The 26997-nt window shown below is 62.9% G+C and carries 25 protein-coding genes; 15 read left to right on the forward strand and 10 right to left on the reverse strand.

What is annotated here, in order from left to right; genetic code table 11:
• Genes ASH04_RS19745 through ASH04_RS19765 form a run of 5 tightly spaced genes read left to right on the forward strand, consistent with a single transcriptional unit; the run spans position 1 to position 6468 of the window.
• Complete coding sequence (locus ASH04_RS19745) at positions 1 to 1164, forward strand: lipopolysaccharide biosynthesis protein (RefSeq protein ID WP_057474322.1); 1164 nt, start codon at positions 1 to 3, stop codon at positions 1162 to 1164.
• On the forward strand, positions 1161 to 2264 hold the full coding sequence (locus ASH04_RS19750) for a glycosyltransferase (RefSeq protein ID WP_057474323.1): 1104 nt from the start codon (positions 1161 to 1163) through the stop codon (positions 2262 to 2264). The genes ASH04_RS19745 and ASH04_RS19750 overlap by 4 nt, the downstream gene beginning before the upstream one ends.
• Entirely contained in the window at positions 2246 to 3700 is a 1455-nt protein-coding gene (locus ASH04_RS19755) for an O-antigen ligase family protein (RefSeq protein ID WP_057474324.1), read from the forward strand. Before ASH04_RS19750 ends, ASH04_RS19755 begins: the two co-directional genes overlap by 19 nt.
• Positions 3693 to 4943 carry an acyltransferase family protein gene (locus ASH04_RS19760; protein WP_057474325.1) on the forward strand — a complete coding sequence of 417 codons (1251 nt, stop codon included), beginning with the start codon at positions 3693 to 3695 and terminating at the stop codon, positions 4941 to 4943. Before ASH04_RS19755 ends, ASH04_RS19760 begins: the two co-directional genes overlap by 8 nt.
• A gap of 4 nt (positions 4944 to 4947) precedes the next feature.
• Positions 4948 to 6468, forward strand: coding sequence for a cellulase family glycosylhydrolase (locus ASH04_RS19765; RefSeq protein ID WP_057474326.1), 1521 nt, complete (start codon positions 4948 to 4950; stop codon positions 6466 to 6468).
• A 60-nt stretch (positions 6469 to 6528) separates the two neighbouring features.
• Here the strand turns inward: ASH04_RS19765 and ASH04_RS19770 are convergent, their stop codons facing one another.
• Complete coding sequence (locus ASH04_RS19770; protein ID WP_235580051.1) at positions 6529 to 7995, reverse strand: sugar transferase; 1467 nt, start codon at positions 7993 to 7995, stop codon at positions 6529 to 6531.
• A 347-nt stretch (positions 7996 to 8342) separates the two neighbouring features.
• Here ASH04_RS19770 and ASH04_RS27315 point away from each other — a divergent pair, with 347 nt between their 5' ends.
• From ASH04_RS27315 to ASH04_RS19790, 4 genes are all read left to right on the forward strand, one after another.
• The gene (locus ASH04_RS27315; RefSeq protein ID WP_235580052.1) at positions 8343 to 9122 is read left to right on the forward strand and encodes a hypothetical protein; all 780 of its coding nucleotides are present in this window, start codon (positions 8343 to 8345) and stop codon (positions 9120 to 9122) included.
• An 8-nt stretch (positions 9123 to 9130) separates the two neighbouring features.
• Positions 9131 to 10345 (forward strand): hypothetical protein, encoded by a 1215-nt coding sequence (locus tag ASH04_RS19780; protein WP_057474327.1) that lies wholly within the window; start codon positions 9131 to 9133, stop codon positions 10343 to 10345.
• Positions 10342 to 10707: a hypothetical protein gene (locus ASH04_RS19785; RefSeq protein ID WP_057474328.1), complete on the forward strand. Its 366-nt coding sequence runs from the start codon at positions 10342 to 10344 to the stop codon at positions 10705 to 10707. The genes ASH04_RS19780 and ASH04_RS19785 overlap by 4 nt, the downstream gene beginning before the upstream one ends.
• 183 nt (positions 10708 to 10890) lie before the next feature.
• Complete coding sequence (locus tag ASH04_RS19790; protein WP_156394612.1) at positions 10891 to 11058, forward strand: hypothetical protein; 168 nt, start codon at positions 10891 to 10893, stop codon at positions 11056 to 11058.
• A 237-nt stretch (positions 11059 to 11295) separates the two neighbouring features.
• Here ASH04_RS19790 and ASH04_RS19795 read toward each other — a convergent pair whose 3' ends face one another.
• A complete protein-coding gene (locus ASH04_RS19795) occupies positions 11296 to 12840 on the reverse strand; it encodes an MFS transporter (protein WP_082519348.1) in 1545 nt (514 codons plus the stop codon).
• A gap of 440 nt (positions 12841 to 13280) precedes the next feature.
• On the opposite strand from ASH04_RS19795, the gene ASH04_RS19800 reads away from it, so the two are divergent.
• Entirely contained in the window at positions 13281 to 13652 is a 372-nt protein-coding gene (locus tag ASH04_RS19800) for a VOC family protein (RefSeq protein ID WP_057474330.1), read from the forward strand.
• 112 nt (positions 13653 to 13764) lie between these two features.
• On the opposite strand, the gene trpS is transcribed toward ASH04_RS19800, so the two are convergent.
• A complete protein-coding gene (trpS, locus tag ASH04_RS19805; protein ID WP_057474607.1) occupies positions 13765 to 14811 on the reverse strand; it encodes a tryptophan--tRNA ligase in 1047 nt (348 codons plus the stop codon).
• Positions 14812 to 15559: 748 nt separating this feature from the next.
• The gene (locus tag ASH04_RS19810) at positions 15560 to 16468 is read right to left on the reverse strand and encodes an AraC family transcriptional regulator (RefSeq protein ID WP_032392177.1); all 909 of its coding nucleotides are present in this window, start codon (positions 16466 to 16468) and stop codon (positions 15560 to 15562) included.
• Positions 16469 to 16641: 173 nt separating this feature from the next.
• On the opposite strand from ASH04_RS19810, the gene ASH04_RS19815 reads away from it, so the two are divergent.
• Together ASH04_RS19815 and ASH04_RS19820 are read left to right on the forward strand one after the other, a co-directional pair.
• Positions 16642 to 16941: a putative quinol monooxygenase gene (locus tag ASH04_RS19815; protein WP_032406119.1), complete on the forward strand. Its 300-nt coding sequence runs from the start codon at positions 16642 to 16644 to the stop codon at positions 16939 to 16941.
• A 99-nt stretch (positions 16942 to 17040) separates the two neighbouring features.
• Positions 17041 to 17706, forward strand: coding sequence for an epimerase (locus ASH04_RS19820; RefSeq protein ID WP_032392175.1), 666 nt, complete (start codon positions 17041 to 17043; stop codon positions 17704 to 17706).
• Positions 17707 to 17852: 146 nt separating this feature from the next.
• Here the strand turns inward: ASH04_RS19820 and ASH04_RS19825 are convergent, their stop codons facing one another.
• From ASH04_RS19825 to ASH04_RS19840, 5 genes are all read right to left on the reverse strand, one after another.
• Positions 17853 to 19076: an IS110 family transposase gene (locus tag ASH04_RS19825; RefSeq protein ID WP_048317696.1), complete on the reverse strand. Its 1224-nt coding sequence runs from the start codon at positions 19074 to 19076 to the stop codon at positions 17853 to 17855.
• A 733-nt stretch (positions 19077 to 19809) separates the two neighbouring features.
• The gene (locus tag ASH04_RS27455) at positions 19810 to 19944 is read right to left on the reverse strand and encodes a hypothetical protein (protein ID WP_268793684.1); all 135 of its coding nucleotides are present in this window, start codon (positions 19942 to 19944) and stop codon (positions 19810 to 19812) included.
• A gap of 44 nt (positions 19945 to 19988) precedes the next feature.
• A complete protein-coding gene (locus tag ASH04_RS19830) occupies positions 19989 to 20576 on the reverse strand; it encodes a hypothetical protein (RefSeq protein WP_032392173.1) in 588 nt (195 codons plus the stop codon).
• Between the two features lie 122 nt (positions 20577 to 20698).
• Positions 20699 to 22039 carry an alpha/beta fold hydrolase gene (locus ASH04_RS19835; protein ID WP_057474331.1) on the reverse strand — a complete coding sequence of 447 codons (1341 nt, stop codon included), beginning with the start codon at positions 22037 to 22039 and terminating at the stop codon, positions 20699 to 20701.
• Positions 22036 to 22341: a PLD nuclease N-terminal domain-containing protein gene (locus ASH04_RS19840; protein ID WP_080735694.1), complete on the reverse strand. Its 306-nt coding sequence runs from the start codon at positions 22339 to 22341 to the stop codon at positions 22036 to 22038. Before ASH04_RS19840 ends, ASH04_RS19835 begins: the two co-directional genes overlap by 4 nt.
• Before the next feature lie 230 nt (positions 22342 to 22571).
• Here ASH04_RS19840 and ASH04_RS19845 point away from each other — a divergent pair, with 230 nt between their 5' ends.
• The 3 genes from ASH04_RS19845 to ASH04_RS19855 all read left to right on the forward strand — a co-directional run bounded on the left by ASH04_RS19845 (position 22572) and on the right by ASH04_RS19855 (position 25643).
• Positions 22572 to 23789, forward strand: coding sequence for a sensor histidine kinase (locus ASH04_RS19845; protein ID WP_057474332.1), 1218 nt, complete (start codon positions 22572 to 22574; stop codon positions 23787 to 23789).
• Positions 23786 to 24430: a response regulator gene (locus ASH04_RS19850; RefSeq protein ID WP_057474333.1), complete on the forward strand. Its 645-nt coding sequence runs from the start codon at positions 23786 to 23788 to the stop codon at positions 24428 to 24430. The genes ASH04_RS19845 and ASH04_RS19850 overlap by 4 nt, the downstream gene beginning before the upstream one ends.
• A 106-nt stretch (positions 24431 to 24536) precedes the next feature.
• The gene (locus ASH04_RS19855) at positions 24537 to 25643 is read left to right on the forward strand and encodes a YdcF family protein (RefSeq protein WP_052053515.1); all 1107 of its coding nucleotides are present in this window, start codon (positions 24537 to 24539) and stop codon (positions 25641 to 25643) included.
• Between the two features lie 112 nt (positions 25644 to 25755).
• On the opposite strand, the gene ASH04_RS19860 is transcribed toward ASH04_RS19855, so the two are convergent.
• Positions 25756 to 26973: an IS110 family transposase gene (locus ASH04_RS19860; protein ID WP_057474334.1), complete on the reverse strand. Its 1218-nt coding sequence runs from the start codon at positions 26971 to 26973 to the stop codon at positions 25756 to 25758.
• Between the last annotated feature and the right edge of the window lie 24 nt (positions 26974 to 26997).

Raw genomic sequence — 26997 nt, forward strand, 5'->3', positions numbered from 1 at the left:
ATGCCCAGAGTCGTTCCGAACAGCAACATCGTCCGCGCCGGGCTCGCCTCGTTCTGGAGCTACAGCGGACGAGTGTTCGGCCTGCTGTGGACAGCGGCGATGATTCACACTCTCGGTGTCGGCGAATACGGAATCTACGCAATGGGATTCGCCGGTGCAGCACTGCTCAACGCTCCGCTCGACAACGCCTTCTTCGTCCGGTCGCTGCGGGTATCCGAGGACGATTTCCAGCGTGAACGATGCCTGCGTGTGCTGTTCGGTACCGCCATCGCGGCCATCGGGATCGCCGTGTACACCCAGTGGTACGTGGCCGGATTCGCGATTGTCGTCGCCGCAGGCGAGCTGCTGTTCAACACCTTCAAGAGCAGCTACCTGCGGGAGAGCAGACCGGATGTCACCATGCGGTTCGACGCCGCACGACAACTCGTCGCCATCGGCCTCGGTGGCTCGTACCTGTACCTGGCACAGGATCCGCAGCTGTACGTTTCGAGCACGCTGTATCTGTTGCCGTACATCGTGATCTGGTGCGCCACCCTGAGGTTCGTACCGGGACGCGCACCCCAGATGCCGGGCAACCGACGCGAGATCACCCTGCTGTCCTCCGAAGCATTCGCCGCCGCGGCATACGCATCGGGAGACGTCCTCATCATCGGGTACGTTGCCGGATCCGATGCGGCAGGTTATTACTCGGTTGCGATCGTCACCGCCCTGGCCATCGCCTCGATCGGACAGAATTATGCGAACACCTTCGTAAATTCGCTGCGCGATGCGCACGGCCACGTCGATTCCGCTCCCCCGGTGAACAACATCGTGAAGGTCTCGCTGACGACGGCAGCGGCGATGGCAGCCGTGAGCGTCGGAGTGCTGCTGTGGGGAGGCCACGACGACGTCGGCTACGTGGCACTGCTCCTGTCGCTCTTCGTTTTCGGCCGATCGGTCAACTTCGTGTTCACGATGATCCTGTCGCTGCAACATCGAGATGCACTGAGAGTGCGCGCCACAGCCAGTGTGGCGACGCTGAAGGTGGTCTCGGTGTTCATTCTGGCGCATTGGCTCGGTGGGTACGGCGCAGCCATCGCGTGCGTGTATTGCGAGTTCGCCATGCTCGTCGTCTACCGTCGCGCGATCTACGTACACCGTCCCGCGGAGGTGAAACCGTCGTGAAAGCGACCTTCCTGCTGGCGAAGGATCCCAGCCACGAATCCACCGGCGATCTGACCATGGCGAGACTGGTGATGGGCATTGCCGCCGAGTCCTACGACGTCCGGGCCATCTGCCTGTCGACTCGGCCCGAGAGCACGGCCGACGGCTGGCGGCGAGTTCCCAAGGCCGACGCAGATATCAAGACCATCGCCCTGCGCAGCGCTCGCTACCGTAAGAGTCTGGTGCACAGCAGGTTCGACATCGACTCCGTCGTCGCCGCCATCGACGACACCGATTCCGACATCTTCGTCGCTGACCACACCTACATGGCCGAGCCGTTCCTCCGCTCCACCAAGGCCGGCACCATCCCCCTTGCCGTCAGCACAGTCGTCTCCGAGACTCTGGTGTGGAAGGCGACCCGGGGCCTGATCGGAAAGCTCGATTCCACGCGCATCCTGCGCGACGAACTGCGCGTCGCCCGCGGGGCGTACACCGTGGGCACCTACGACGAGGACGAGGCCGAGTTCTACCGACGCGCAGGTATCGCCCGTACACACTGGCTGGATCTGACACTCCCTCCCAAGAAGCAAGTGAACATCGCGAACTCCGGCAATCGATTGGTGTTCTTCGGAGATCGCACCTGGCCTCCGAATCAGGAGGCTTACAAAATTCTGCTGGGCTGGTGGCCGCAGATCTGTGCGGGCATCGACGATGCCGAGCTCTGCATCGTCGGCACGCCCCATCCCGACGCGGCCGATCTCGACCTGCCCGACGGGGTCCGTGATCTCGGATTCGTCGACGATCTGGCCGGCTTCCTCGACACCTGCCGCGCGCTCGTGGCACCGATCGCTACCGGGGGCGGCGTCCGCGTGAAGATTCTCGATGCAGCCAGCCGCGGTCTGCCCGTCGTCGGTACTCCCGCGGCGGTCGGCTCCCTGTCCTCCGCTCTGGGCATCGAGGGCATCGCCGATCCGGCGGTCGCCATCGAACGGTGTCGCGAATTCCTACTGGACCGCTCGGCCGCTGTCGCCGCAGGCCGCGGGCTCTACGAGCGAGGCGAGCAACGTTGGCAGAGCCGGGTGCCGCACGACTCGGTGCACGAATGGCTCAGACCGTGCTGAATCGTGCGGCACTCGGGGCCGTGTTCATGACAGTGGCGTTGCCCCTGGCGCTCGGCATCGGGCTGGGCAGCGGCCAAAAGCTCGGCCTGACTCTCGGGGCCGCGCTCATCGCCGGTCTGGCCGCCGTCACTGTCGCTGTGGTGCAACCACGCTGGTCCTACGTGGGCTTGGCGTTCAGCGCGGGATGTGCGCCCTTCGCTGTGCTCCCAGGCGCGGGTCTACCCATCGCGTTGCTGATGGTTGTAATGGTGTGGATCTCTGCGATGACACATCCGATCGAACTCGGCCCCATCGACCCCGTCGAGATCACCGTGCTGATTCTCATCGCGGCATCCTTCGTTTCGCTGATCGCCACGGCGGTAAGGATGCAGGACATCATCGAGTTCACTCGGTGGCTCGTCGCAATGTCGGTAATTTTCCCACTGCTGCGGTTGCCGAAGGATGATCTACGCCGCTTCGGCCGCGTCTTCGTCTATGGCGTCGGCACCGGATCCGTCTTCGCGCTGGCTATGTTCTTTCTCGACAAGTCCGGCTCGTGGATGAACCACCTCGCCCCGTTCGGATACGGAAACACCGGCATCATCGGTACGCACCTGCGCTTCTACCAGGATGGCATGACGCAGGTCGTGCGGTTGACGGGAACCTACATCGATCCCAACGTCGCCGGGATCTTCACCCTCGTGGGACTGACCCTCGCGTGTGCACTGCTACGCGGTCGGCAGCGAATTGTCTATGCCCTCATCATCGGCGGAGCCTTGGTGATCACTCTGAGCAGAAGTGCCATGTTCTCCGTAGTCGTCGCCGCAGTCGCGTTGCTGATGTTCCAGAAGATGCGGGCCGACAAGCGCATCACGATCATTGCCGGCTGCATCGCCGCGGCCGCTTCCACCCTCGCTGTACCCGCTGTTGCCGATCGAATCTTCGATTCCTTCTCAGCTTCCGATACCGGCACCCGCGCCCGCACCGCAGCCCTCTCGGATTTCCCTGCTGCCATGGAGGGAAACTGGCTTTTCGGCAAGGGCTGGGGAATAGACGAATTCACCAACGAGGTGGCGGGGTACAACGCCAACTACGTCGCGAACTCGCCGCTGGTATCGATCTATCGCGGGGGCATCTTCGTCGGCCTTGCCTTCGTCCTCGTCCTCGTCGCAGGAGCCGTCCTCGCGCACCGAAATGCGCGGAAGGAACCCTGGGAAAGCGGGGTGGCCGGGGCCGGCCTCGTGGGCTTCTCGCTGGTAGGGCTGCAGCTGGACTTTCCCGTCGTCACCAACCCCTCGGTGACGCTCGCATTCGTCGTGTTGCTGACCTTCGTCGCGGCAGATGCTGTGGAACCAACTGACGACTCGAACATCTCAGCGCCACAGCCACTTCCGTTCGTGGATAAACCCGTTGCACCGCCAGCGCCACCGCGAAAGGTGAACAAGCACCATGCCTAAGCACTCACTCGAGCACATGCGTAAGCAGACAGCACCCCATACGCCAGGCTCCGAACCGCCGAAGCAGACATGGCTCAGCGGACTCGAGGGACCTCGTGGGATCGCATGTCTGTCAGTCCTACTGGTGCACGTATCGGCCCATTACGCCCCCAACATCGTCGACACCATTCGCATCGACTTCCTGGGACAAGGGCTGACGTTCTTCTTCGTTCTGTCGGGTTTCTTGCTCTACCTGCCATATGTACGAAAGCTATTCGCGGGCAACACACAACCGTCGACTCGGCGCTACTTCATCGCACGCGTGCGGCGCATCTTTCCGGCATACCTGTTCATTTTCCTGGTCACCAACTTCATCCTGCAGGCCTCGTATGTGGTCAATCCCGTCAGTGTCGGATGGACCACTTCGGACGCCGGAACGGGCATGATCACCAACCCCTTTCATCTGCTGGCTCAACTCACCCTGACCCAGTCCTTCTTCCCGTCGACCTTGCAGACCGGACTGAATCCCTCGTGGTCGTTGACTGTGGAACTGACCTTCTATCTGCTGCTGCCGCTGATGGCAATGGGGACATTCTGGCTCAGCCGCAAGACATCGATATCGACTCTGAGACTGGCGCTGATCGCCCCAGCCGTTCTGATCGTCGTCGGTGCCGTCACCACCTCCGTCGTCATCGCGCTTCAGAATGCCAACCCACAGCTGACACCCCTGGAGCGTTTCTGGGGTCCGAACTGGATCGCCGTTCTATCCCGTAGCTTCCTGGCCCTGGCAGACAACTTCGCCATGGGCATGATCGCGGCCGTCGTGTACGTCGCAATCGGCGGCGGGGCACTCAAGGCGTGGTCGACGATTCGCATCCAATTCGCCCTTGGCATTACCGTGCTCGTCTTTCTGGCAACAGCGCTCTGCTGCTTCGTTGTTGCTCCCCGTGTGATGGCCACGCCGTTCGCGATCGCCTCCGCCGCCCTGGTCTTGCTGATCATCACCCCGCTCGCGCGCGGCGAGCACTCTTCGATTGCCGCAGTGACAGATTGGCGTCCGATCAAGTACGTCGGAACTATCTCGTTGTCGATCTATCTGTGGCACTATCCGGTCATGTTGCTCGCCGAGCGAGCAGATATTCCAGTACCCGCCACCTACTTCGGCGTGCTCTGGAGCTTCGCGGCTCTCTGCGGCGCCACGATCGCCATCGCGAGCCTCACCTACGTGGTGATCGAAAGACCAGCGATGCGATTGTGGGCGTAGCCATATGAGTAGGTCTGGCCGCCAGATCGTTTCACGTCGCCTCTTCATCGGAACGGTGGCCGCCGGGTCAGTGGTGGGTGCCCTGGCTATCGCTGGATTCGATTCACCAACACGGACGCTCAGTCCCGCGGAGAACCCACCCGAGACCGCACCCGTTCCAGTCGGGTATTCCACAGGCTCGAGTTTGCTGTTCGGTGCCACCACAGACGTAGATCGAACACTCGACGTCATAGCCGCCTCGCACGGCACTGTCGTACGCATCGACATCATGTGGCATGTCATACAGCCGAACCCGGCGACATACGACTGGAGCATGGTCGACTACGTGGTCGACGCCGCGCGGACACGCAACCTGAACATCCTCGGCGTCCTCTGGTCGTGTCCGACGTGGGCGGGTTACGGAACTGCTCCCACAGTGACGACCCGGCCCGCGTCCGCCGCCGCATTCGGTGCCTTCGCCGGTACCGTGGCCGGGCGGTACAACGGCCGAATTTCGGCGTACGAGATATGGAACGAGCCCAACGGGCGGCAGTTCTTCGCACCGACGCCCGATGCCGCCTTCTACACGTCGATGGTTCGCGCCGCCTATCCCAAGATCAAGGCAGCAAGTCCGACTGCCACGGTCGTTGCCGGCGCGATGGGGCCAGCCGACAACAGTGACGGCAAAGTGCATGCGATCGAATTTCTGAACCGGATGTACACCGCGGGACTACACGGGCACTTCGATGCACTCTCGTTTCACCCCTACGACTACGCAGCACCATTGGCGATCGGTGCACTCTACGACAATTCTCCGATGCGTCAAATGGTCGAGATGCACTCGATCATGAGACGCTACGGGGATGGAGACAAGAAGATATGGATTACCGAATATGGCGCTCCGACAACAATATTGACGCCACAGCAGCAGTCCGACCTGATCATGAACACGTTGCTGCAATGGACCGAAGTCTCGTATGCAGGTGCCTTCTACATCTATACCGTACGAGACGCGAACTCGAGCAGCAACGATGACGAGGACCGCTTCGGGGTAGTGAACACCGACTACTCCGGCAAGTCTGCCTTGGCCACGGTCGCCACGCTTCAGCTTGCCGGTCTTCCGGCCCGGCAGGAAGCGATACTGTTCGGGGCCAATCGGGACTCACCGCTCGGAGCGCCGATCACGCCGGTCTACGAGATGGGCGGAGGCTTCGCGCAGGAGCATGTCAACGGCACTCGCTTCCTGACCAACAACGGTTGGTTCAGCTCTCCCGTCCCCGTCGGCTCGATTGCGCGCCGTTGGCAGTTGGTGCCCATTGCACCTTTCGCCAACGGAACGCAGGACTTCGACAACCCCGCCGGCTTCCGCGTCTTCAGTCACGCCACTTACGGAACCCACGCCGTCCATGGCGCAATTCTCGCGGCCTGGACAACCGCACACGGTTTCCCCACCACGGACGAGTACCCCTATGCAGACGGCGTTGCCATCGACTTCGTGAACGGGCGAATCGCGTGGTCACCGACGACGGGGACTACTTCTTCCTAGGTCAGCAATAGATGACACGAATAAAACACACCAAGCGGAGGGCAAATGCACCCCGCGCGGTCAGTACGCGCCTTCGCTCTTGGCGACCGCAACCGCTGTCTTCGCGATGATGAGCAAATCGCCTGTCATGGACCAATTCTCGACGTATGAGAGATCCAGACGCACGCTCTCTTCCCACGACAGATCAGATCGGCCACTCACCTGCCACAGCCCGGTGATGCCCGGCTTCACGAGCAATCGTCGCCGCACTTCGCCGTCATAGGTTTCGACTTCACTGCGCAGTGGCGGCCGCGGACCCACCACGCTCATATCGCGCGTGAGGACGTTGACGAACTGCGGTAGCTCGTCGAGGCTGTATTTGCGCATCACCTTGCCGACGGATGTGACGCGGGGGTCGTCACGCATCTTGAACAGCACGCCCGCACCCTCGTTGAGGGCAGCGAGATCCTGCACCCGCTTGTCTGCGCCCTGCACCATGCTGCGGAACTTGATCATCTGGAACGGCCTGCCGTCCATACCCATTCGCTCGGACTTGTAGAAAATCGAGCCCTTGCTGGTGAGCTTGATGATCACGGCGAGGGTGAGCAGAATCGGCGAGATCAACAGCAACACCGACGCGGCGAAGACGAGATCGAAGGCCGTCTTCCCGAATTTTTTGGCCCCGTTGTACTGCGGCTTCTCGACGTGGATGAGCGGGAAGTCCGAGACCGGCCGCATCACCAGTCGCGGGCCGGCGACGTCCATGACGCCGGGAGAGACGACAAGATCGACTTTCTTCTTCTCGAGGTCCCACACCATCTTTCGCAGGCCGTGATGGCCGATGTGCTCGGTTGCCGTCACCGCGACGGTGTCTGCGCCGGAGACCTCGATAGCCTCGACGACGCTGTGTTCGTCCCCCAGCACCGGAATGTCGATGCCGTCGATCGTGAAGGACGCGGCGCTGCTGGGCTCGTAGTTGGGCAGGCAGATGCCGACCACGCTGTAACCCGCTCCGGGAGAACGCTCGAACGACCTCGCCATCGACAACGCCGAACTCTTACTTCCGACGATGAGCACCGCCGTCTGATACTCACCACGCGCACGCTTGCGAGCGACCACCTTGCGCCATCCCCATCGACTCAGCAGCAACCCGATCAGGCCGACGGGAAATGCGATGGCGAGATACAGACGCGCGATGTCGAAGCGAAACAGCAGAGACAGAATTGCCACGGTGCCGAAGAGACGGAACGTGGCCGAGATGATGCGTCGATACTCTTCCGAGCCATTGCCGATGACACGAGGGGAACGGGTGCGGAAGATGGCGAGGAACGTCGGCCACAGGACAGCGAGGGCACCCGATACGCCGATGTAGCCGGCAATCGACCACGGATTGCGAAAGTCGATCTCACCGAAACGGATGATCTGCGCAACCGTCACGGCGAGGAGCACCACGAGCGTGTCGGTGATGCGCAGTCCATCGATGTAGTGCGACTCCCACTCGCGACGCGAGGTCACCTTGCGCAACCGCCGAGCGTCGCGTCGAGACACGACCGATCCCAGCGCGCCCGAGCCGCTGATCGCCAACTGATTCCCCTATGCATCCGCTGTATCGCGCCCTGCGCGATCGACACGACTGCGTGTCACCCCACGGAGCAGACTAGCTGGTCCTACTTGCTTTGTCCTGATGAAGATCGGCAGGTAGACGCAGGTCGTTACATGTTTTTGCGGGATTGCCTCGACGTGTCCGCTACGTTGCAGACGGCTCTCGGAACTCCCACTCGGGAGGTTCCCGCCCATTCATTAGCTCCGAATCGTCAGATCGAAGTCAAGGGTTGTCGGTCGAACGTCGGACCGATACCGAGGTGCTAGCGTGTGGCGACTTCGGGGGGAGCGTTGTGAGTCTGAAAATGCGTCTACTGCGCGTCGCGGCGTTACTGGGACTGTTCTTGGCGGTCGGCTACCTGCTGCCCAAGCTCGGCCCACAAGCACCGAATTCGTACCAGGGCGTCACCGCGCCGACGTCGGAGGCAGCCACAACGCTGCCGCCGACGGGAACCACGACTGCCGCGAAGCCTCCGCCAGGGTTTCCATCCATGGAATTTGCTCCCCCGGAAAACGACGTTCCTGACGGCGACCCGATCCCCATCGACACCAAATACGGCATCCGCTACACAGTGCCGGGAGACTGGCAATTTCAGCGGGGTGGGGTCATGGGGTGGGAGAACGACGAGGAGTCACTGCGCTTCGGCGACTTCGCGGAGTTCGAATACGACTACTGTCCCGAGTTTCGGGACGGAGTCTCGAAGGCAAGCACCGGAATCACCGGCCGTAGCGGAGTGGACGTGCAGACTGCGGCGTTGGAAGTGAGTCGTCGAACTGACATCATTTTTCGGCAGGCCCCCGACGACGACGCCGTTATTCGATACTCGGAGCCCATCAATCTGCAGATCAATGGCGCACCGGCGGTTCGGTACACCGTCACTGCATCGAACCTCCTGCAAGAGTACGACTGCGATCCACCAGCGGCATCCATCGACATTGTTGCAATGCAGGGCTTTTCGAATGCGACCATCGCCGTGTTCATGGTCTTGGCCGAACAACAGACAGACCGGTCGATCTCGCGCGGCACGATCGACGACATCATTGCCAGCCTTTGTCGAACGCCAGGGGATTGAGGATTCGCATGGACGAGAAATTCAGGGCCTTCCCTGAGGAGATTTCCGGCCTCGGACGTCTGGTGTCCGAGATCAGCAGTCAGACGATGAAGTCGTACAAGTACTTCAACGAGAATGCCGTTCCCGATGCGGCCGAGGCGGGAGCACTCCTCGGGACGCTCGTTGCACCCCTGGAGGGCATGAAAGACATCTGGCTCGGCAGGCACGTTCACCTGGCGGTCAATTGCGGAGAACTCGGCAACAATCTCAACACCGCGGCATGGCTGTACTCGGATCAGGACCAAAGAAACTACGAAGCGCTCAATCGACACACCCACGGCCTTCCGGTCGGTATGCCCGGATACGACCCCGGCGACGCGAATCGCGCCGCGACCGGCAGCGTCGACGACTACTCCGACGTCGTCGACTACGGCCGGCCTGAAGGAATCGACTACCCGGCCCCCGCGACCTTCCCCGACGACTTGGCGGCCGTCATCGCCGATGCAGCCGGGTGGCTCGGTGATATCGACAACGCCATCGAGCACCTGATCGGACACAGCCCATTGCAAGAATTGGTCCGCCCGGTCGGCGGAAACTGGAATGACCTCAGGCGACTTGGGGGTGCCTACCGCATAGCCGGCGAGGCGATGGAACACGGCGGCGAAGCACTGGCTGGTGGGACCTCGCGGGTGGATCCGAAATGGAACGGATTGGCAGCCGTGGCCTACAAGGGCTACGCCGCCAAGCAAGTCGAGGCCATGAAGTGGGAGGGTGCGTGCGGGCGCGTAGTCGAAGCCGTCGCAGAACGCGCGTCCGAGGAGATCAGGGAGTCTGCCCACGCGTTGGTCAGGACAGTCCGTGAGATGGTCGAGAAAGAACTGGATCTGACCACCGGCGAGAAAGTCGCAGAATTCTTGGTCAAGAAAGCCGGGATTGCTGGAATCACTTATCAGCTCTATCGCGTCTACGACATTCTCCGCACCGGATACTACCTGGCGATGACGCTCTACGAGTCGATCCGGACGGGCATCGCGGCGCTGAAGGAGTTTCTCACAATCGTCGCCAGCCCCAGCGGCTACATGAACGAGCAGTTCGAGCAGAAGCTCGCACCGGTTACCAAGTGGCTCAACCGAGCAGATCTCGCCAAGGATATCTTCACCACCGCCGATGCGGGCCCGATGTACCACGTACCGCAGGACCCGTACTCGTTGGGCACCGATAAGCAACCCTGGGCAGATGCATGATGGAGTCCGACGATCCCGTTCTGCGCCAAGCACTTCGGAAGATGACCGACATCTTCGACACTATGGCCGAGACCCGCGCCCGCGTCCAGCGCACCCCGCTGCCCTCGTTCGACCAGCCACGCATGGTCGACAGTTCGATGATGTACGACATCGCTTCACTGCCAGGGGCGTCCGCGGAACTGAAGGCCTATGCGGAGCGGGTGGGTGCGGGCGAATGCCGTTGGAACGAAATCGAAACCCTGTCCGTCCCAGTGCCACCGGAAGTCGCCGAGTTGAAGCTCGACCCCATGCTCATCTGGTTCCCCGCATCTGCTCCGTCCACACCCGACGACGAACTGCCCTACAGAATTCCGTGGCAGTAGTTCCTCCTACTCGGCGCTCGGGGACACCCTCCGGTACTCCCACATCCGCTGTCCCAGTTCCCGTTACCCCTCGCCGTAGTAGCGGATCTCGGTCTCGCTGTTGTATACATTTCTCGACCCAGGGACGTAGACCACCGATGCCCGACGCCGCGGGGTATCGGCGTGCACCGCGTCGATCACGGGGTGACTGTGCTCAGCGCCGGGTTGCCCACCATCATGGATTTCGGGCCGGTCTTCGTGCACTCGCTGCGTGACTCCGGAACCGACCCCGCCGACCCCGAACAGAACTTCGGACTGCTGCGGGCAGACTTCACCCACAAATCGGCATTCGACGTGGTGCGCGGGTCGTAGCGCTGCAATTCCCGCTCCACTCTGGGGCCGGTGTCGCGGAATCCCCGCTGCTGAACCGTCGAGTGGAGCGTTCTGTGCGACTACTCTTTCGGCATGCGTCGCGTCGGATCGTCCCTACTTCTGATGGGCGTCGCAGTCGCAGGCGCGTGTATCAACCTGAACCCGTTGTTAGACAGCGATATTGCGAATTAACGGCTGCCTTACCGACCCACAGGGAGCGGGGACCATCCGCAGCCATTACAACTCGATCGACCCCTCGATCGGCCGGCGGGATCGGTGCAGCGGGTGTCGCACTCGAGCTTCGACGGCGGTGCCGCGATCTGACCGCGCCCGGATCATGCCGAGCAACACGAGCGCTGCGGCTACCGCGGTGATGGCGAACCCCGCTACGGTGACTCCGGTTTGGAACGAGGCCGCTTCGTCGGCACTCCACGTTGTGGACGAGATATTGCCCGTGAAGAGCGCCGCAAGGATGGTGCCGGTGACAGCGATCCCGATGCCGGTGGCGACCTGGCTCGACGTATCGACCATGGCGGCACCGATTGTCGTGCGATTCTCCGGAAGGCCGGTCATGACATTGGTACCTGCGACGACACCCACGATGCGCATCCCGACGGCGACGAGAACGAGGGCGAGCGCGATCCAGATATAGCCGAAACGGCTACCCCCGGCGAAGACGGCGAGGCCCAGAACGACCGCCGCCGCGCTGATCCAGGCTGCGTGGTTCATCCCCACCCTGCGCAGGAATGGTGCGACGAGTCGGCCGCTGAAGAGCAACACGATGACCTGAGGGAGCATCCCTATCGATGCGAGAGCCGGCGACCAGCCCCATGCGAACTGCAGCTGAAGGGTGACCATGTAGCCGAGGCCTGCGATTGCCAGACCGGAAGCGGCTTTGTAAGCGAGGCCGCTGGACACGAGCGGGAGGGCCACGAGTTCGAGGTCCAGGAGCGGGAACGTAGCGGTGCGTGCGCGGACGACGAAGAGGACTGCCGCTGCCACGGCACCGGCAGTTGACGCCCATGGCATCCACGAACCTGCGCTCTGTTCGACGAGCAGGGTCGGCGCTACGAGCGCCAGGACGATGGTGGCCGTGCCGAGGAGTGCCCCCACAACGTCGAGAGGGTCGCGGTGCAACTCCTCGGGGAGGTCTTCGGCTACGCCCATGCGGATTCCGATGAATGCAAGGATCGCGATGGGTACGTTCATCAAGAGTAAAACCTGCCAGGGTGCGAAGGCCAGAACGAATCCGCCGACGGTCGGCCCGACCGCCAGTCCCACCAGGCCGACCGTCGAGATGAGGATGAGCGCTCTCACGCGTAGCGGCTCCTCATCGAAGAGTCGGAAAGCCAGCGCCATGGAACCGGGGGTGGTCATCGCCGCAGCGACACCCATGACGGCACGGACTGCGACGAGTTGCTCGGGTGTTGTGACGAGGACGATGGCAGCGCTGGCGACGGCCAGCAGCGTCAGTCCGAGCAGCATCACACGGCGTCGGCCGAATTGGTCTGCGATGGCGCTGAACAGCAGCATCAGTCCGCCGAATACGACCGCGTAGGCACCGGTGACCCACTGGAGCGCGGTGGTCGACGCGTCGAGTTCACGCCCGATGGCGGGAAGAGCAACGTTGAGGATGGAGTTGTCGAGCATCTCGAACAGGAACACAGCCGAAAGGCCGGCTAGAGCTACCGCCGCGGCTTTCAAGGTGTGCGGACGGTGCCGCGGCGAGGGGACGTGCGCCTCGTCAGTATTGTTTGTAGCTCGCTCTTTTTTCGGGCTCATGGCACCTCTCCGGTCAAGGGAGAAGTGGCGGCTCGATGGAGCGGCGTGCGAACGCGGCTGACAGCCAGCGCTTTTACTTCCGGTGCAGTCAAATTAGCAGGCGATCGGGTCAGCAGCAACCGAACATGCCATCTTCACGGACCGCTCGCCTCGGCTCGGCTGACCACGGACTTACCGCCCGCGTTCGCCTTCGATTGCCGAACCGTCACTCAACCACCGCCGACGAGCGCCTGAAGCGGGCACCTCAGACCCCTACAACGTGAAGGGTCTCAATGCGAGAGCACAAGGTGGGCGGAGACGCCCGATGATCGAATACGTGGATGTCGGTGACGCGAATAGTGCTCCCGTTGAATACACTTCGAGCAGGGGCCACCGCGCCCAGAGACAGGGTTGATGCGAGCACCGCCTCGCCGCCCGAACTCTGTGCAAGGAGATCGATAATGAGCGCAACCACCGTGGGCTTCGGCCGCATCGCAGCCACGATTCCCGTCACCGACATACAGCACTCGATCGAGTTCTATCGCGACGTGCTCGGCATGACCGTGACCTTCGCCAACGGCAGCCCGCCCGGATTCGTCATCATGCGGCGAGATGCCGCCGAACTGCATCTGACCTTGGTGAGCGGACACCGAGCTGGAACCTACAACGTTGCGCACCTGATGGTCGAAGATGCAGTGGGCCTCTACGAGCACCTGGTCGAACACCAGGTGCGCATCGTCAAACGTCTGCGCGACGCCGACTACGGACTTCGTGGCTTCGTTTTCTGCGACCCGGACGGGAATCGAATCGACGTCGGGCAGCCCCTCCCGTAGAGGCGGATCGCGTGATTGCCGCTTCGGACCGCCGACGGGCACCTGAAAGTGATCACCTCTAGGTGGGCGACGATGTCAGGGATGATTGTGCGGGGAAAGCGGCGCGCCTCGCTCAGTAGTAGGTGCCCATGACGGTGCGTACTTCGTCCAGGGTCTGCTCTGCTATCTCGTTGGCGCGCTGGTTTCCCTGGCGCACTACCGACTGCACATAGCCGGGATCGGCAGCGAGCTTTGCCCGTCGACGGCGATGTTCCGCAAGGTACGAGTTGACTGCTTCCGTCACAAGGGTTTTCAATGTGCCAGCCCCTGCGGAGCCGATTTCAGCAGCTATCGCGGCCGGTTCTCTGCCCGTGCACAGGCCCGCGACGGTGAGCAGTGCTGACACTCCCGGTCGCGTCTTCGGATCATAGGAGATGTGTCGCTCAGAGTCCGTGGCCGTTCGACGTACTACCTGAGCTGTCTGGTCCGGTGTCATCGACAGCGTGATCGCGTTACCGAAACTCTTCGACATCTTGCGCCCATCGAGGCCTGGAACGTCAGGACTCGCGGTCAGCAGTGCTTGTGGTTCGTCGAACACCGCTCCGTATCGGTCGCTGAAGCGCCGTGCGATGACCCTCTCCATCTCGATGTGAGGGAGTTGGTCCTTACCGACGGGGACTACGTTGGCCTTGCAGAACAAGATATCCGCCGCCTGGTGCACCGGATACGTCAGCAACAGACCGCCCAGGGCGCGGCCACTGGCGGCCAGTTCGGCTTTCACTGTCGGGTTTCGGTGAAGCTCGGCCTCGGTCACCAAGCTCAGGAACGGCAACACCAGTTGATTGAGGGCGGGTACCGCCGAATGTGTGAAGATCGTCGACCTGTCGGGATCGATCCCCGCCGCCATGTTGTCCAAGGCCGCGTCGTGCACGTGCCGTCGCACGTGCCCGATTGCATCGCGGTCCGTAATCACCTGGTAGTCGGCCAAGACGATCATCGTCTCGACACCGAGATCTTGCAGTCGCACGCGTTCTCGGATCGTCCCGAACAGGTGCCCGAGATGCAGTGGCCCGGTGGGCCTTTCCCCGGTCAACGTGCGATACCGGCCCGGATCGGCCGCGACATTCGTGGCGAGCACGTTGCTGCGCTCGACACTGGAGATGTAGGTGTGGGTGCTCATTCGAAGACCTCTCTGCACGAACGGAGCGGGCTGCATCAGCCGCGCGTCTGGTCCGTACGAAAGATCAGCGGGCTGAGATACAGCCCGCAGGACATGGTCGACCGGGCTGCTAGCGCAGCCACCACCAAGCCTGATGAGTGTCGATCACCCCGACAGGCTAGCAAGCTGACCGAAGTAGATCGATCACAGCGTCGACGGCGTGGAGCGCCGCGGCGTTCCATTCGGGGTACGTCCGTAGGGAGGCCGGCACTGCCCGCAGGCGGGATGTAAGACCGTTGGCCGACGCCGGTGGGGTGGCCACCTCCCGGCCGTCAAGATGGTCGGATCTCAATGCGGGAAGCAAATGGATGATGGCACGCTGGAACTTGCAGCCACCGGGAAACTCTAATGCCGATGGATAGCTACTAGCGTCGCAGCAAATCTCGGAGTTTTGGCGCGAGTGTCAAAGCAGCCGCGATGATTTGGGCAGATCTCGGCGCACTCATTGGCTCTGCATCGAGCCGTATCCGCACAGAACGCGGCGCCGACGAACTGTGAGGAGCCGCGTGGCGCGCCTAGACATCGCATGTCTGCAGCCGAGTGCGATGACGGTGTAGGCGTGCCATGCATATTCCGGTGTCCTGCGCCGGTTGAACTCGCCTGAGTGAGCATCGCCCCGGGCGGCACTGATCGCGGCCATGACGACGACCTTCGCTGTCGCAGGTCGTGGCTTCGCCTATCAGCCAACGACATTTGAATCGAGACCGGCTCAGGACAGGTCCGATCGCGGGTCGCGTTGCCGGAATCGACTCGGCGCGAGCCCGGACCAACGTTTGAACGCGACACTGAAAGCACTCTCGGACCGGTAACCGAGCTGCGTTGCGAGTTCGGTTACCGATGACGATCCATCGTCCAGCGACCGTTCGGCCAAGCGCATTCGCCACCTGAACAGATAGGTGAGAGGAGGAACGCCGGCGGTCGTGGTGAACCGGTGGGCGAAGCTGCTCCGCGACATCGCGCACGCCGCAGCAAGTTCGGAGATATGCCAATCTCTGCCCACATCGGCGTGCATGAGCTGCAATGCCGGACGCAACCGGTCATCGGCGGCGGCACGGACCCACCCTGATGGCAGCTCATCCGCCGCTGCCACCCATGCCCGAAGAACCTGCACCAACAGCAACTGCGTCAGCTGAGCCGAGGCAGCCGTGCGACCAGCGCGTTCGTGGGCGAATTCGTCGAAGAGCTCCTCGAGGACCCAGGCCGCAGTCGTCGCCTCGCGCGCTCGACCGTGTAGATGCAGGACGGGTGGGATTGCGTCTCGAAGGAAGTCGTCGGCGGCGTCGAACAACTCGATGTGCGCGGTGACGCAAACGTGGTCGGCGTCGCGATCGATCGGATGAACCGGGTCGTTCTCCCGCAGCTGTACCGGCGATTCATGCAGATCGCTTCCCATGTCGAAAGACGTGCGGCCGTCCACCACCAGAACCTCGCCCGCGTCGACCCTCAGGTCTGCTGGTTCGGAGTCGAGCCGAAACCACAGGGACCCGCGGATGACCCCCAGAATTTTGATCCGTCCCGGGGCCGGGGACCGTACTGCCCACGCACCTGATCCGGAGATACCGCCGGACAGCACGCATCGCGCGTGGGAGATCCGGAGAAGATCGGACATGAGATCCATACACACAATCTAGGACTCTGGCGAAGGTATTGCGGCGTCTCGATGATTCACAATCCAAAGTCTTGACGTCAGACTGGACAGGACCCACTTCTCGCCGATTCGAGCTGCGGCGGGCAGGCACACAGCGCGCCTGACGGTCATCCATCCAGCTCACCGAACAATCGGAGTTCCCCATGGCCTTCACTGTCATCCTGCACGCCCAAGCCAAACCCGGCCGCAGTCACGATGTCGTCGACTTCTACCGCGAGACCTTGGCCGCCACCCGCTCACGGCCCGGCTGCATCGGCGTACGGGTGGTGCGCAGCGCCGACGACGACACCGCATTCGCACTGATCGAGCAATGGGACGACAAACGCGACCAAGAGGCCTATGCCGCATGGCGAGCCGAGACCGGCGGCGAGGTCATGGCGCAATTCGGCGAACTACTCGCCGCACCTCTCAGGATCGAGTTCTACGAAGAGATCAACGCCTGAGCTCGAATCCGCCGGCTCACCGGCATCGGGTTCCCATGCCCGAAACCATCCACAGCAACCGAGCCGACACCACCGCTGACCGTAGGAAAAGGATCCATTGTGCGCATTGTCATCTTCGGAGCCACCGGCATGATCGGGCAAGGAGTACTGGAAGCCTGCCTGCGTGACGAGCAGGTCACCGATGTTCTCGCCGTAGGCCGTACACCCACCGGTCGCGCCCACCTCAAGCTCCGCGAACTTCCCCACGATGACTTCGCCGACTTCACCACCGTTCAGAACGATCTGGTCGGGTTCGACGCCTGCTTCTACTGTCTGGGCACCTCTGCCTTCAAGATGAGTGAGACGCAGTACCGCCGGGTCTCCTACGACTTCCCCCTGGCCGCCGCCCGGGCACTGCTGACCACCGATCCCGATCTCGTCTTCACCTACGTCTCCGGCGTCGGCACCGACAGCACCGGCACGACCCGCATGATGTGGGCGCGCGTCAAGGGCGAGACGGAGAACGCTCTGCTGGCACTGTCACCACGCGCATACATGTTCCGCCCCGCGTTCGTCCTCCCTCTGCCCGGTACAACATCGAAGACTGCGTTGTACGTCGTGCTGTACAAGGTGCTCGGCCCGCTCTACCCCGTGCTGCGGCGAATCGCCCCACGCTACGTCACCACGAGCCTGCAACTGGGTCACGCGATGATTCGAACCGCAGGCGGCGGCATGCCCCGTCATGTGTTGGCCACGGCCCACATCAACCAACTCGCGGCCTCCTGACGCTTACTTAAAAGTCCGCATGGGCGGGCTGCGGCGCAGAATACGAGCAGCAAACCTATTCGGGTGGAGTCCGATCCATCGTCCCTTTCGGTTAGCGACGACTCGTCCTCACTCCTGCGAATGTGCCCACTCGCTCGCGGTTGCATCTATGCAGCCACAGATGCAACCCCGAGCGGGCCACTTGGCCGCCATTCACGTTGGTCACGCAGTAATGCCCAGAGAACGTCGACCAGTCTGCGAGCGAGTGCGATGGTGGCCTGGACGTGTCGTTGGTGTTCGGCGCGTTTACGTTGGTAGAACTCTCGTGACGGTCCTTCTCTTTGCGCACTGCTGAAGGCCGCCATGAAGAGGACGTGTCGTAGTCGTCGGTGGTAGCGCTTGGGACGGTGCAGGATTCCGGTGCGGGTTCCGGAATCGTTGGGAACGGGAGCAAGCCCTGCGTAGGCGGCCAGCTTGGCGGCGGTGCCGAATGCGGCGAGGTCACCCGCGGTGATGGCAAGGAACTCGGCTCCCAGGCGCGCGCCGATACCGGGGACGCTCTCGATGATGTGGGCCTGGTGGTGACTGCGGAAGCGTTCGACGATCTGTTTGTCGAGAGCTTTGATCTCGTGGTCTAGGTCGAGCAGCTGCTCGGCGAGACGAATGACGAGTTGTTCGGTGGTCGATTCTGCTTGTACTGCAACGGTTTGCGCCTCGGCGGCGGCGAGCGCTTTGGTGACCATACCGGGGATTGTCGGCCGTCGGACACCGAGTTCGCGGAGATGGGTACCGATCTCGTCGGTGCCAGCGGTGCGGATCGCGGCTGGAGTGCAGTAGCGAGTGAGCAGGGCCAGTCCGGTGCGGGTGGTGTAGTCGAAGGCACGCTCGAGTTCAGGGAAGATCCGCAGTAGAAGTGCACGGAGTCGGTTGATGCGGGAAACCCACTCCCCCATCAGATCCGCCCGGTAGGCGGTCAATAGTCCGAGTTCGGCGACAACGTCGTCCGGGGTCGTGATCGTGGTCAGGTCGCGGCGTAGGCGAGCCGTTTCGGCGATGACCACGGCGTCTTTGGCGTCGGTTTTGCCTTCACCGGGGAAGGCACCGGTCATGCGGTTGACGACTCGCCCAGGCACGTAGGTGACCGTCTGGTCGGCTGCGACGAGGACAGCGAGAAGCAGAGCTGATTCGGGTGATGTCAGATCCACCGCCCACCGGATCACGGGTGAGCCGTCAGTCGTGCGCGCCTTGTCGAGGAGACGTTCGATGCTGTGTTGGTCGTTGTGGACGCGGACCGACCACAGTTGCCGGCCGGTGTTGTCGATCGCCGCGGCCTGATGGTGAGTCTTACCGATGTCGATACCGATCCACACCGCTTGCGGTTGTGCTGTCACAGAGTCCCTTCCGTCGAAGTGCCCCGACTGGGTGGACGGCTCCGCCGGCATTCCTCTAAGTAGCGACTCTTTCGCAGATACGTGTCTCAATCAGCGGCCGGAGTGTCCGCGACGGACGAGGTGGCCATCCCACCAAAGCCACACCAACGGCGGGTGATTGTCAGCCTCGCCTCGAACGTCGTCGGGCACCTGAAGTGATCACCTCCAGGTGGGGACGATTTTAGAGAGGATCTCAATGCGGGAATGCAAGCAGCGGTGGATCGCTAGACGCGATTCCGTCGACACTGACGTGCGGCTCATCGCGTGGAGCTAGGAGTAGCCCCATGTGCGAAATCTGGTGTCCGAGCAGTCGGGGCAGTAGCGCTCGTCATCGCCGTGAGTCCAGCCGGGCTGGGGTGTTATCGACGTCAATGAAACGTGGCCGCACCCTGTGCACCAGAGACAGTGGACCGGGTCGCTGCCTTGGACACCCTCGACCCGATCGGCTCGTGCAATCGACTTTCCGATCAAGACGGACAGCGCCACCGAACTCAGCAGAAACATTGTCGTGCCCGCTACCGCGGCCGTGATCAACACCCGTTCACCCCTCGTAGCGTTGGACGTCGTTGAGCTCGGTACCGAATCCACTGAGTTCGCCATGGAAGTTCCTGCAAGACTTGGGGGTAACTGGCGGTGGTCGGGATTGCTACGCGGCCTGTGTTCGGATGCTTATGCGCGCTCGGAGTCGGCCGGCTCACGGCGGAGGATTCTCCACGGCGGATCGGCAAGTCGCGATGGCGTGGACGGTCTCCACGACAATGAGGGCGGGGATGGCGAGGGCGAGCACTGCGACGGAGACGACGAACGCGGGTACGAGCACGGTGTACACGGGATCTGCCCTTTCGGCGGCGCATGAGTATGGCGGTCGGTAGGTCAGCGCAGGACTTCGTCGATGAGGGCGGCGGTGGCAGCTCGGGCGCGTGGTTCGCTGATGGCGTCGCCTGCGGTGGCGATGCGGGCTGTGATCACCGCGATGAGCAGATCAGCGATGGTCGTGGGGTCGCGATACGGCGACCGGTGTGTGCGAGCAAGAGCATCGATCAGCTGGTGCCGCAACGGTTCTCGTGTGGCAGCGCGTGCGGCGCGCGCGAAGTCGCGGTCTGTCCACAGCGTGCATGTTGCGCGCAGGATCCGGTCCGCTGCGAGCCGGTCGAGAAAGTCCTTCATGATCGCTGCAGCGTCCCGGTGGCGTTCGACCGCCGCTTCGGGGGCGTAGGCGGCGCGCAGTTGTTCATCGGCAGCGTCGATGACGCCGAGTATCAGTTCGGTTTTGGAGTCGAAGTGAACGTAGACGGCTCCGCGGGTGAGGCCCGTTCCCGTGGTGAGGCCGGTGATGGTCACCGTGCCGTCGATGTTGATCAGATCTGCCGCTGCAGTGAGCAGAGCCCGGCGGGTGCGCGCCGAATCTGACTGTCCGACAGATGATGTGATGCCGATCTTCGACGGTTCTGTGTCGGTCATAGGTTGGATCTCCTATCGGGATCGGCCGGTAATGCCGGTGCGGTGATGATCCGCCACGCTCGGTCACCGAACGTGGCGGACCAGAGCTCCACCGTTGTGGCGGGGCTTGGAGGGGCGAGTCGTTACTGAGTCGGGCAGGTGGCAGCGGGGGTGCGGTCACTGTCGAGGAAGGCGACGATGGCGGCGGAGCATGGACCGAACAGTGCTGATCCGTGATTTCCGTCGTCGGCGGTCATGACGGTCGCGCCGGCGCGCTCGGCGGCGACTGTGGTCCAGCGGTAGGGGGTGACGGTTTCGTCTCGGTGGCCGACCAGCAGGAGCGGGGTGCCGGTATCGGAGACCTCGAACGGAGATCCGGGTGTCGGCCATCCCGAGCACAGACTGGCACCGGGTAGCTCGGAATTGGCCGGAGTGGGAAGCCTGCCGTCGATCGAGAGTCCGACGGCGCGCGTAGCGGAGACGTGGTCGGACCACTGCACGTCTGCGGGTGGGAGTGCATCGAGCGCGTTGCAGATGTACGCGGTGCGCGTCGAGAGCGTGAGCTGGTTCAACGGATCCGTCGGCACCGGCAGCGCCGAGGGTTCGGTGTCTGGTGCCGCATCACCATCGTCGCTCTCGACCTGTTCGGATGGGTCGCCGCCGACGGGTTCTGCATCACGCTCGACCGCGAGGGCTGCCGCGAGGTCGCGGTCCTGCTCTGCTGCAGATGCGCCGAGGTAGACGGTGCTGTCGAGGACCATGGTGGCGAGGTGTTCGGGGAACAGTGTCCGGTAGGCCAGTCCGAGTGCGGTGCCCCAGGACACGCCGAAGTAACTGATCCTCGGAACGCCGAGCGCTGATCTGACCTGCTCGAGATCGGCGGCAGCGGTGGCAACGGTGAAGGTGGACAGCATAGGCCCGTCGATATCGGCGCATGCCCGGTTGGCGGCGGCGATCACGTCGATGTACGCCCGGGCTCGGTCCGCGAGGACCTTCTCCGAAGCCTGTTCGGGTGCACTGTCCGGTGGAGTGAGGGCATCGAGGGCGGTGCATGAGGGCCGGGGACTTGCCCCGGTGCCGCGAACATCGACACCGATGATGTCCCACTCGCTCATTCCGGCGGTGTCGCCGATGAGGGCGGGCATGGATCGACCTTCTATTCCCGGACCTCCGGGGTTCACGAACAGCGTTCCGCGGCTGTGTTCCGACGCGGCAGGCAGACGGCTGATCGCGAGCTCGATCGAGGGGCCACCGAGATCGCTGTAATCGGCAGGCACACTCACCGAGGCGCACTCGAGGCGATCGACTGCGATGGCGTCGGGATACGTCGTCGCGAATGCGGACTCACAGTTGCCCCATGTCACCGCTTCCGAGGTAAAGGTCTCGATAGCGGTCGCAGTGTCGGAGTCGGTGACGCTGCAGGACGACGCTGTCATCACAGTGACGGCGAGGGCAGCGGACACCATGGCTCCTCGCTTCCTCATCGCTGGCCGTCCCGGTGCGCGGCATCGCTGTCGAGGACCGTCAACGCTGAGTTACGGCCCCAGAAGAACCAGCCCAGAGCTCCGAGGAGCGGTAGAGCGATGATGACGAGAATCCACAGAGCCTTCCCGGCTGTGGTGTAGCGCTGCGAACGCAGAATGCTCACCGCAGCGGCGATCCAGAGAATCGCGGCAGCGGCAGCGAGAACGAGCAGAACGATCACCACACCGACGGTGGCCGCCCTGTCGGTGTCGACGCTCTCGGTGGCGGCGACAACGGTGTTGTGCAGGTACGAACGAAGCATGGGCTCGATCCTCGAAGTAGGCAAATATCAACTGTCGAATCTCGATTTTATTGCGCAACAACAGAGTTGAAATCAACCCGTCGCGCGAGATTCGCCTCCTCCTCACGGCGTCGCAGACGCGACACACCCCATCCCCGGGATGTATATCAGGCCGATCGGCTCGTCCGTACGACCGATATTGCCCGGCGCAGCATCGACTGATGCACCTGCTGTGGTGTAACAGTGAAGACATGATCCGCGACCCGCTCCGCCTTCCGAGTGCTTCGCGGCGAACCGCCTACGCCGACTGTGCGGTCGCCGCCGTATGTGTGATCGCCTTACTGCTCGAGACCACCACGGTCGCGGCTCTGGTCGCCGGGTCCATCGCGGCGGGCGCGGCAGCCCTGCGCACTCACCTCCCAACTGTTGCGCTGCCTCTGATCGTGGCATCGGCTCTCACCCAGATCGTCTCCGGTGAGGTGCTGCTGTTGACCTGGATCGCCTTTGCTGCGTCGATCTATTACTGCGCATCTAATCCCAGAGGTGCGCTCAGGTGGGGGTCCGGTGTCGTCGTCGTGGCATTGTGCTGCGCCGCCGGATGGCGGCTGACCGACGCGGTGGCCCCAGGAACAGCGCTGGGACAAAGCTCCGAGGGCGAGATCCTCGTTGCGTGCGTGGTGTTGCTCGCGGCACCGGCGCTGGTGGTGTGGGCGTTCGGGTATGTCGGGTTCCAGCGTCGCACCGCAGTGGCGTCGGAGTTTCGTGCACGCCAACTCGACGCGGACCGCAAACGAGCCGTCGAACGCCTGGGTGTGGAGGAGGAACGCAACAGCATCGCCCGCGACATCCACGACGTCGTCGCCCATTCCCTGACCGTCGTCATCGCCCAGGCAGAAGGCGCGAAGTACTCATTCGACAGCTCACCGGACGCCGCCCGCCGCGCACTGGAGGTCATCGCCCAGACCGGCCGCGCGTCTCTGACCGACGTACGCACCTTTCTCGAGCGGCTGCGACACCGCAACATTCCCACCGACGGACGCAGTTACCGCGAGAGCCGTGACTTCCTCATCACCCAGATTCGAGCCGCCGGAATGAACGTGGAGCACACCTGCACCGGGGAACCCGGCGACATGCCCGCCCTCGTGTCGGTCACCATGTACCGGGTGTTGGCCGAGGCGCTGACCAATGCCCTCAAATACGGCGACCTCACCCAACCGGTGCACGTCGCTGAAAATTGGAGCGCCACAGCACGGTTGACGGTACGCAACGCCGTCGCCGCTTCGCCTCCCACCGTATCGGACACCGCAGCGGTCAGCGATGGAACGGGCATGGGTCTGGCCAACATCACCGAACGTATCGCCCTGGTGCGCGGCACGGTCACCGTCGGTGCCGTACCGGGCGGGTGGGAACTCGATGCCCGCTTCCCGATCGACCGTAGCTTTCATGACGACTCCGAGGGGGAACGATGATCCGGGTAGCGCTCGTCGACGATCAAACTCTCTTTCGCAACGGCATCGCCATGGTCGTCGACAGTCAACCCGACATGACCGTCGTCGCGGAGCTCTCCGACGGGTCAACGGTGACCGACATGGCGCGAGAACACTCCCCCGACGTGGTGGTGATGGATGTGCGGATGCCAGTCGTCGACGGCATCGCCGCGACCTCCGCCCTGCGACGTGAACTGGGACGGGACGGCCCTGCGGTACTGGTACTGACGACTTTCGACATCGAAGAGGCAGCCCTGTCGGCGATCGAAGCCGGTGCCGACGGGTTCATCCTGAAAGATGCCGAGACCGAATTTCTCCTCTCGGCAGTTCGTGCGGTCCATACCGGCTCACAGGTGGTCTCCGCGTCGGCGACTCGCCGCCTGTTCGCCCAACACCGAACCCGCGCCTTGACCCGGCCCGGACCGGAATACGACGCTCTCACCGAACGTGAGCGTGACGTTCTGATCGAGATCGCGCACGGTAAGTCGAACTCCGAGATCAGTCGCGATCTGTTCATCTCCGACGCCACCGTCAAGACACACGTATCGAAACTGCTCGCCAAACTCGACTTGCGGGACCGCATTCAACTCGCGATCTACGTCTACCGCACCAACCTTCTCTGATTCCCAGAATCGACAAAAACCCTCAGGGACGACTGACGTCAGGTCGAGAACAATATTCGCGACTGTCGTTGCTGTTCACTGAAACCCGATACCGAGGAACCGACGCATGCAGACGAACTGGCTCGTTTACCCGACAGCGATGGTGTTCGTGTTGTCGGTTCTGTGCGCTGTTGTCGGAGTGGCCAGAGTGTGGCGTGATGCCCGACGTCCGTCGAACGGCATCTGGATCACGGCAGCGGGTCTTCTGCTGTGGTTGACGGCGGTGATCGCATGCTTGAGCATCGAATCCGCTGATGTGCCGACGTGGTTGATTGCGGCGGTGCTCTACCCCGTGCTCGGAGTGGTCGTACTCTCCCTCGTGCTGGCGGCGTTCCTGATGGTGAACACCATCGTGGTCACCCGCCGGGAACGTCTACATCTCGCAACCCTGGTTCCTTTCGGAATCGGTGCCCTCATAGTCGCCATGCACATTTCGTGGGTTCTTCAGTTCGTCGCGTTGGTCGCAAGTGACACCCCCCAGGGGTGGTGGGTGGTCGTGCTCCTTCCGATCGTGGCGGCTCCGGGACTGGTTCTTCTCTTCGAGCTCGTGGCCTACACGGGATACGCGCTGTTCTACTCCCGGGTCAGAGGAGGGGGTACCGCCGACGTGATCGTGGTCCTGGGCTCCGGCTTGTCCGGGGACCAGGTGACGCCACTCTTGGCGTCCCGATTGGATGCTGGTATCGCTGCTTTCGAGCGCTGCCGTGAAGCTGGATCGGACGCCACCATCGTGGTCTCGGGAGGAAAAGGCTCAGACGAGAGCAGATCCGAGGCTGCGGCGATGGCGGAGTACCTCGAGGACAAGGGGCTGCCCTCCGACCGAATCATCGAAGAATCATCATCGACCACCACCAGAGAAAATCTGGAATACACGGTTGCCCTTCTCGCCGAAAACAACATCCCGTGGACGACGATGGCGATCGCAACCAGCAACTTCCATGTGCTCCGGGCTGTATCGCTCGCGCGAATGCTCGAGATCCCCTCGGTACCTGTCGGCGCTCCCACTGCTGCCTACTACCTACCCAGCGCGTTTCTTCGCGAGTTCGCCGCGACCGTCGTCCACTTCCGTCGAGGCACGACCCTGGCGTCGCTGGCAGTGATGGTCTGCTGGCTGGCACTGTCGTGGTACGCGCTGACGCTCATGAGCGGTGTCCTCGCCGACCAGTCCGTCTGAAGGCCCGATTGCCCACCAGCCCCCCGCCGTCCGATGCTCTGACGTGCCCGACCTCCATTGCTGGCGTAACGAAACAACGTGGCCAGCTGGCTGAATGCCTGACGACACCAGCTCATGCGGCTACCGGTGCAGAGCGGGTGTCCCCACGACTGGGAACGGTACGGGTCCACTCGCGATCATCGCGGATCAACGCCCACACGACGTCGACGAGGCGGCGAGCGAGCGCGATCAAGGCATGGACGGCTGATCGTTTCTCAGTCCGTTTGCGTTGGTAGAACTCTCGTGATGGGCCGTCGCGTTGGGAGCTGTTCAGCGCAGCCATGTAGAACACTTTCCGGAGGCCACGGTGGTAGCGCTGCGGTCTGCGCAATGTGCCGTGACGGTTCCCTGAGTCGTGCGGCACCGGCGCGAGACCGGCGTAGGCGGCGAGTTTGGCGGCTGAGCCGAACGAGGCGAGGTCACCGCCGGTGATCGCGATGAGTTCGGCACCGCTTCGGGTTCCTATGCCGGGTACGGATTCGAGAATGCGTGCGTACCGGTGTCGACTGAAGACCTCAGCGATCTGTTTGTCCAGATCGGTGATCTGCCGGGTGAGCAGGATCAGCGAACTGGCTGCCTGCTGGACCAACGCTGCGGTGGTTGCTTCACCGGCCAGTGCAATGCGCTGCGCCACCGCTGCAGTGCGGGCTGCACCGATCATCTTAGGAATGGTGGGTCGCCGGACCCCGTGGCCGCGCAAGTGATCGTAGATCTCTTTGTCGGAGGCCGCGGTGATCGACGACGGCGTGACGAATTTCGTGACGAACGCCAAACCGGTGAGGGTCGAGTAGTCGAAACACCGCTCCAGACCAGGGAAAATCCGGGTCAACAGGACACGCAGTCGATTGATGCCGCGGGTGCGTTCGGCTACGAGCTCGGTGCGGTGGCCGGCCAGGAGCTCGAGCTCGATCGCGACATCGTCGGGTATTGAAACCGGGGCGAGGTCGGTGCGCAGACGTGCGGTCTGTGCGATGACCACTGCATCGCGTGCGTCGGTCTTGCCTTCACCGGCAAAAGCGCCGGTCATACTGTGGACGACCCTGCCGGGGACGTAGCGCACCTGCTGATGGTGCGAGTGCAGCACTCCACGGAGCAAGGCCGACTCGGGCGCGGTCATGTCGATCGCCCAGACCACCGACTCGACGTCTGCGACTCGGTCGAGCAGTGTCTCGATTTCTGCTTGGTCGTTGCGAATGCGGCGTGACCACAGCACAGCGCCGCTGTCGTCGACTGCGGCGGCGTGATGTGCTTTGCGGCCGACATCGATTCCAACCCAGACCTTTTCGACCATATGCACTCCCTTTCGGACACGTGG

Origin of the sequence: Rhodococcus sp. Leaf233, assembly GCF_001426165.1 — a bacterium.
Lineage (GTDB): Bacteria > Actinomycetota > Actinomycetes > Mycobacteriales > Mycobacteriaceae > Rhodococcoides > Rhodococcoides fascians.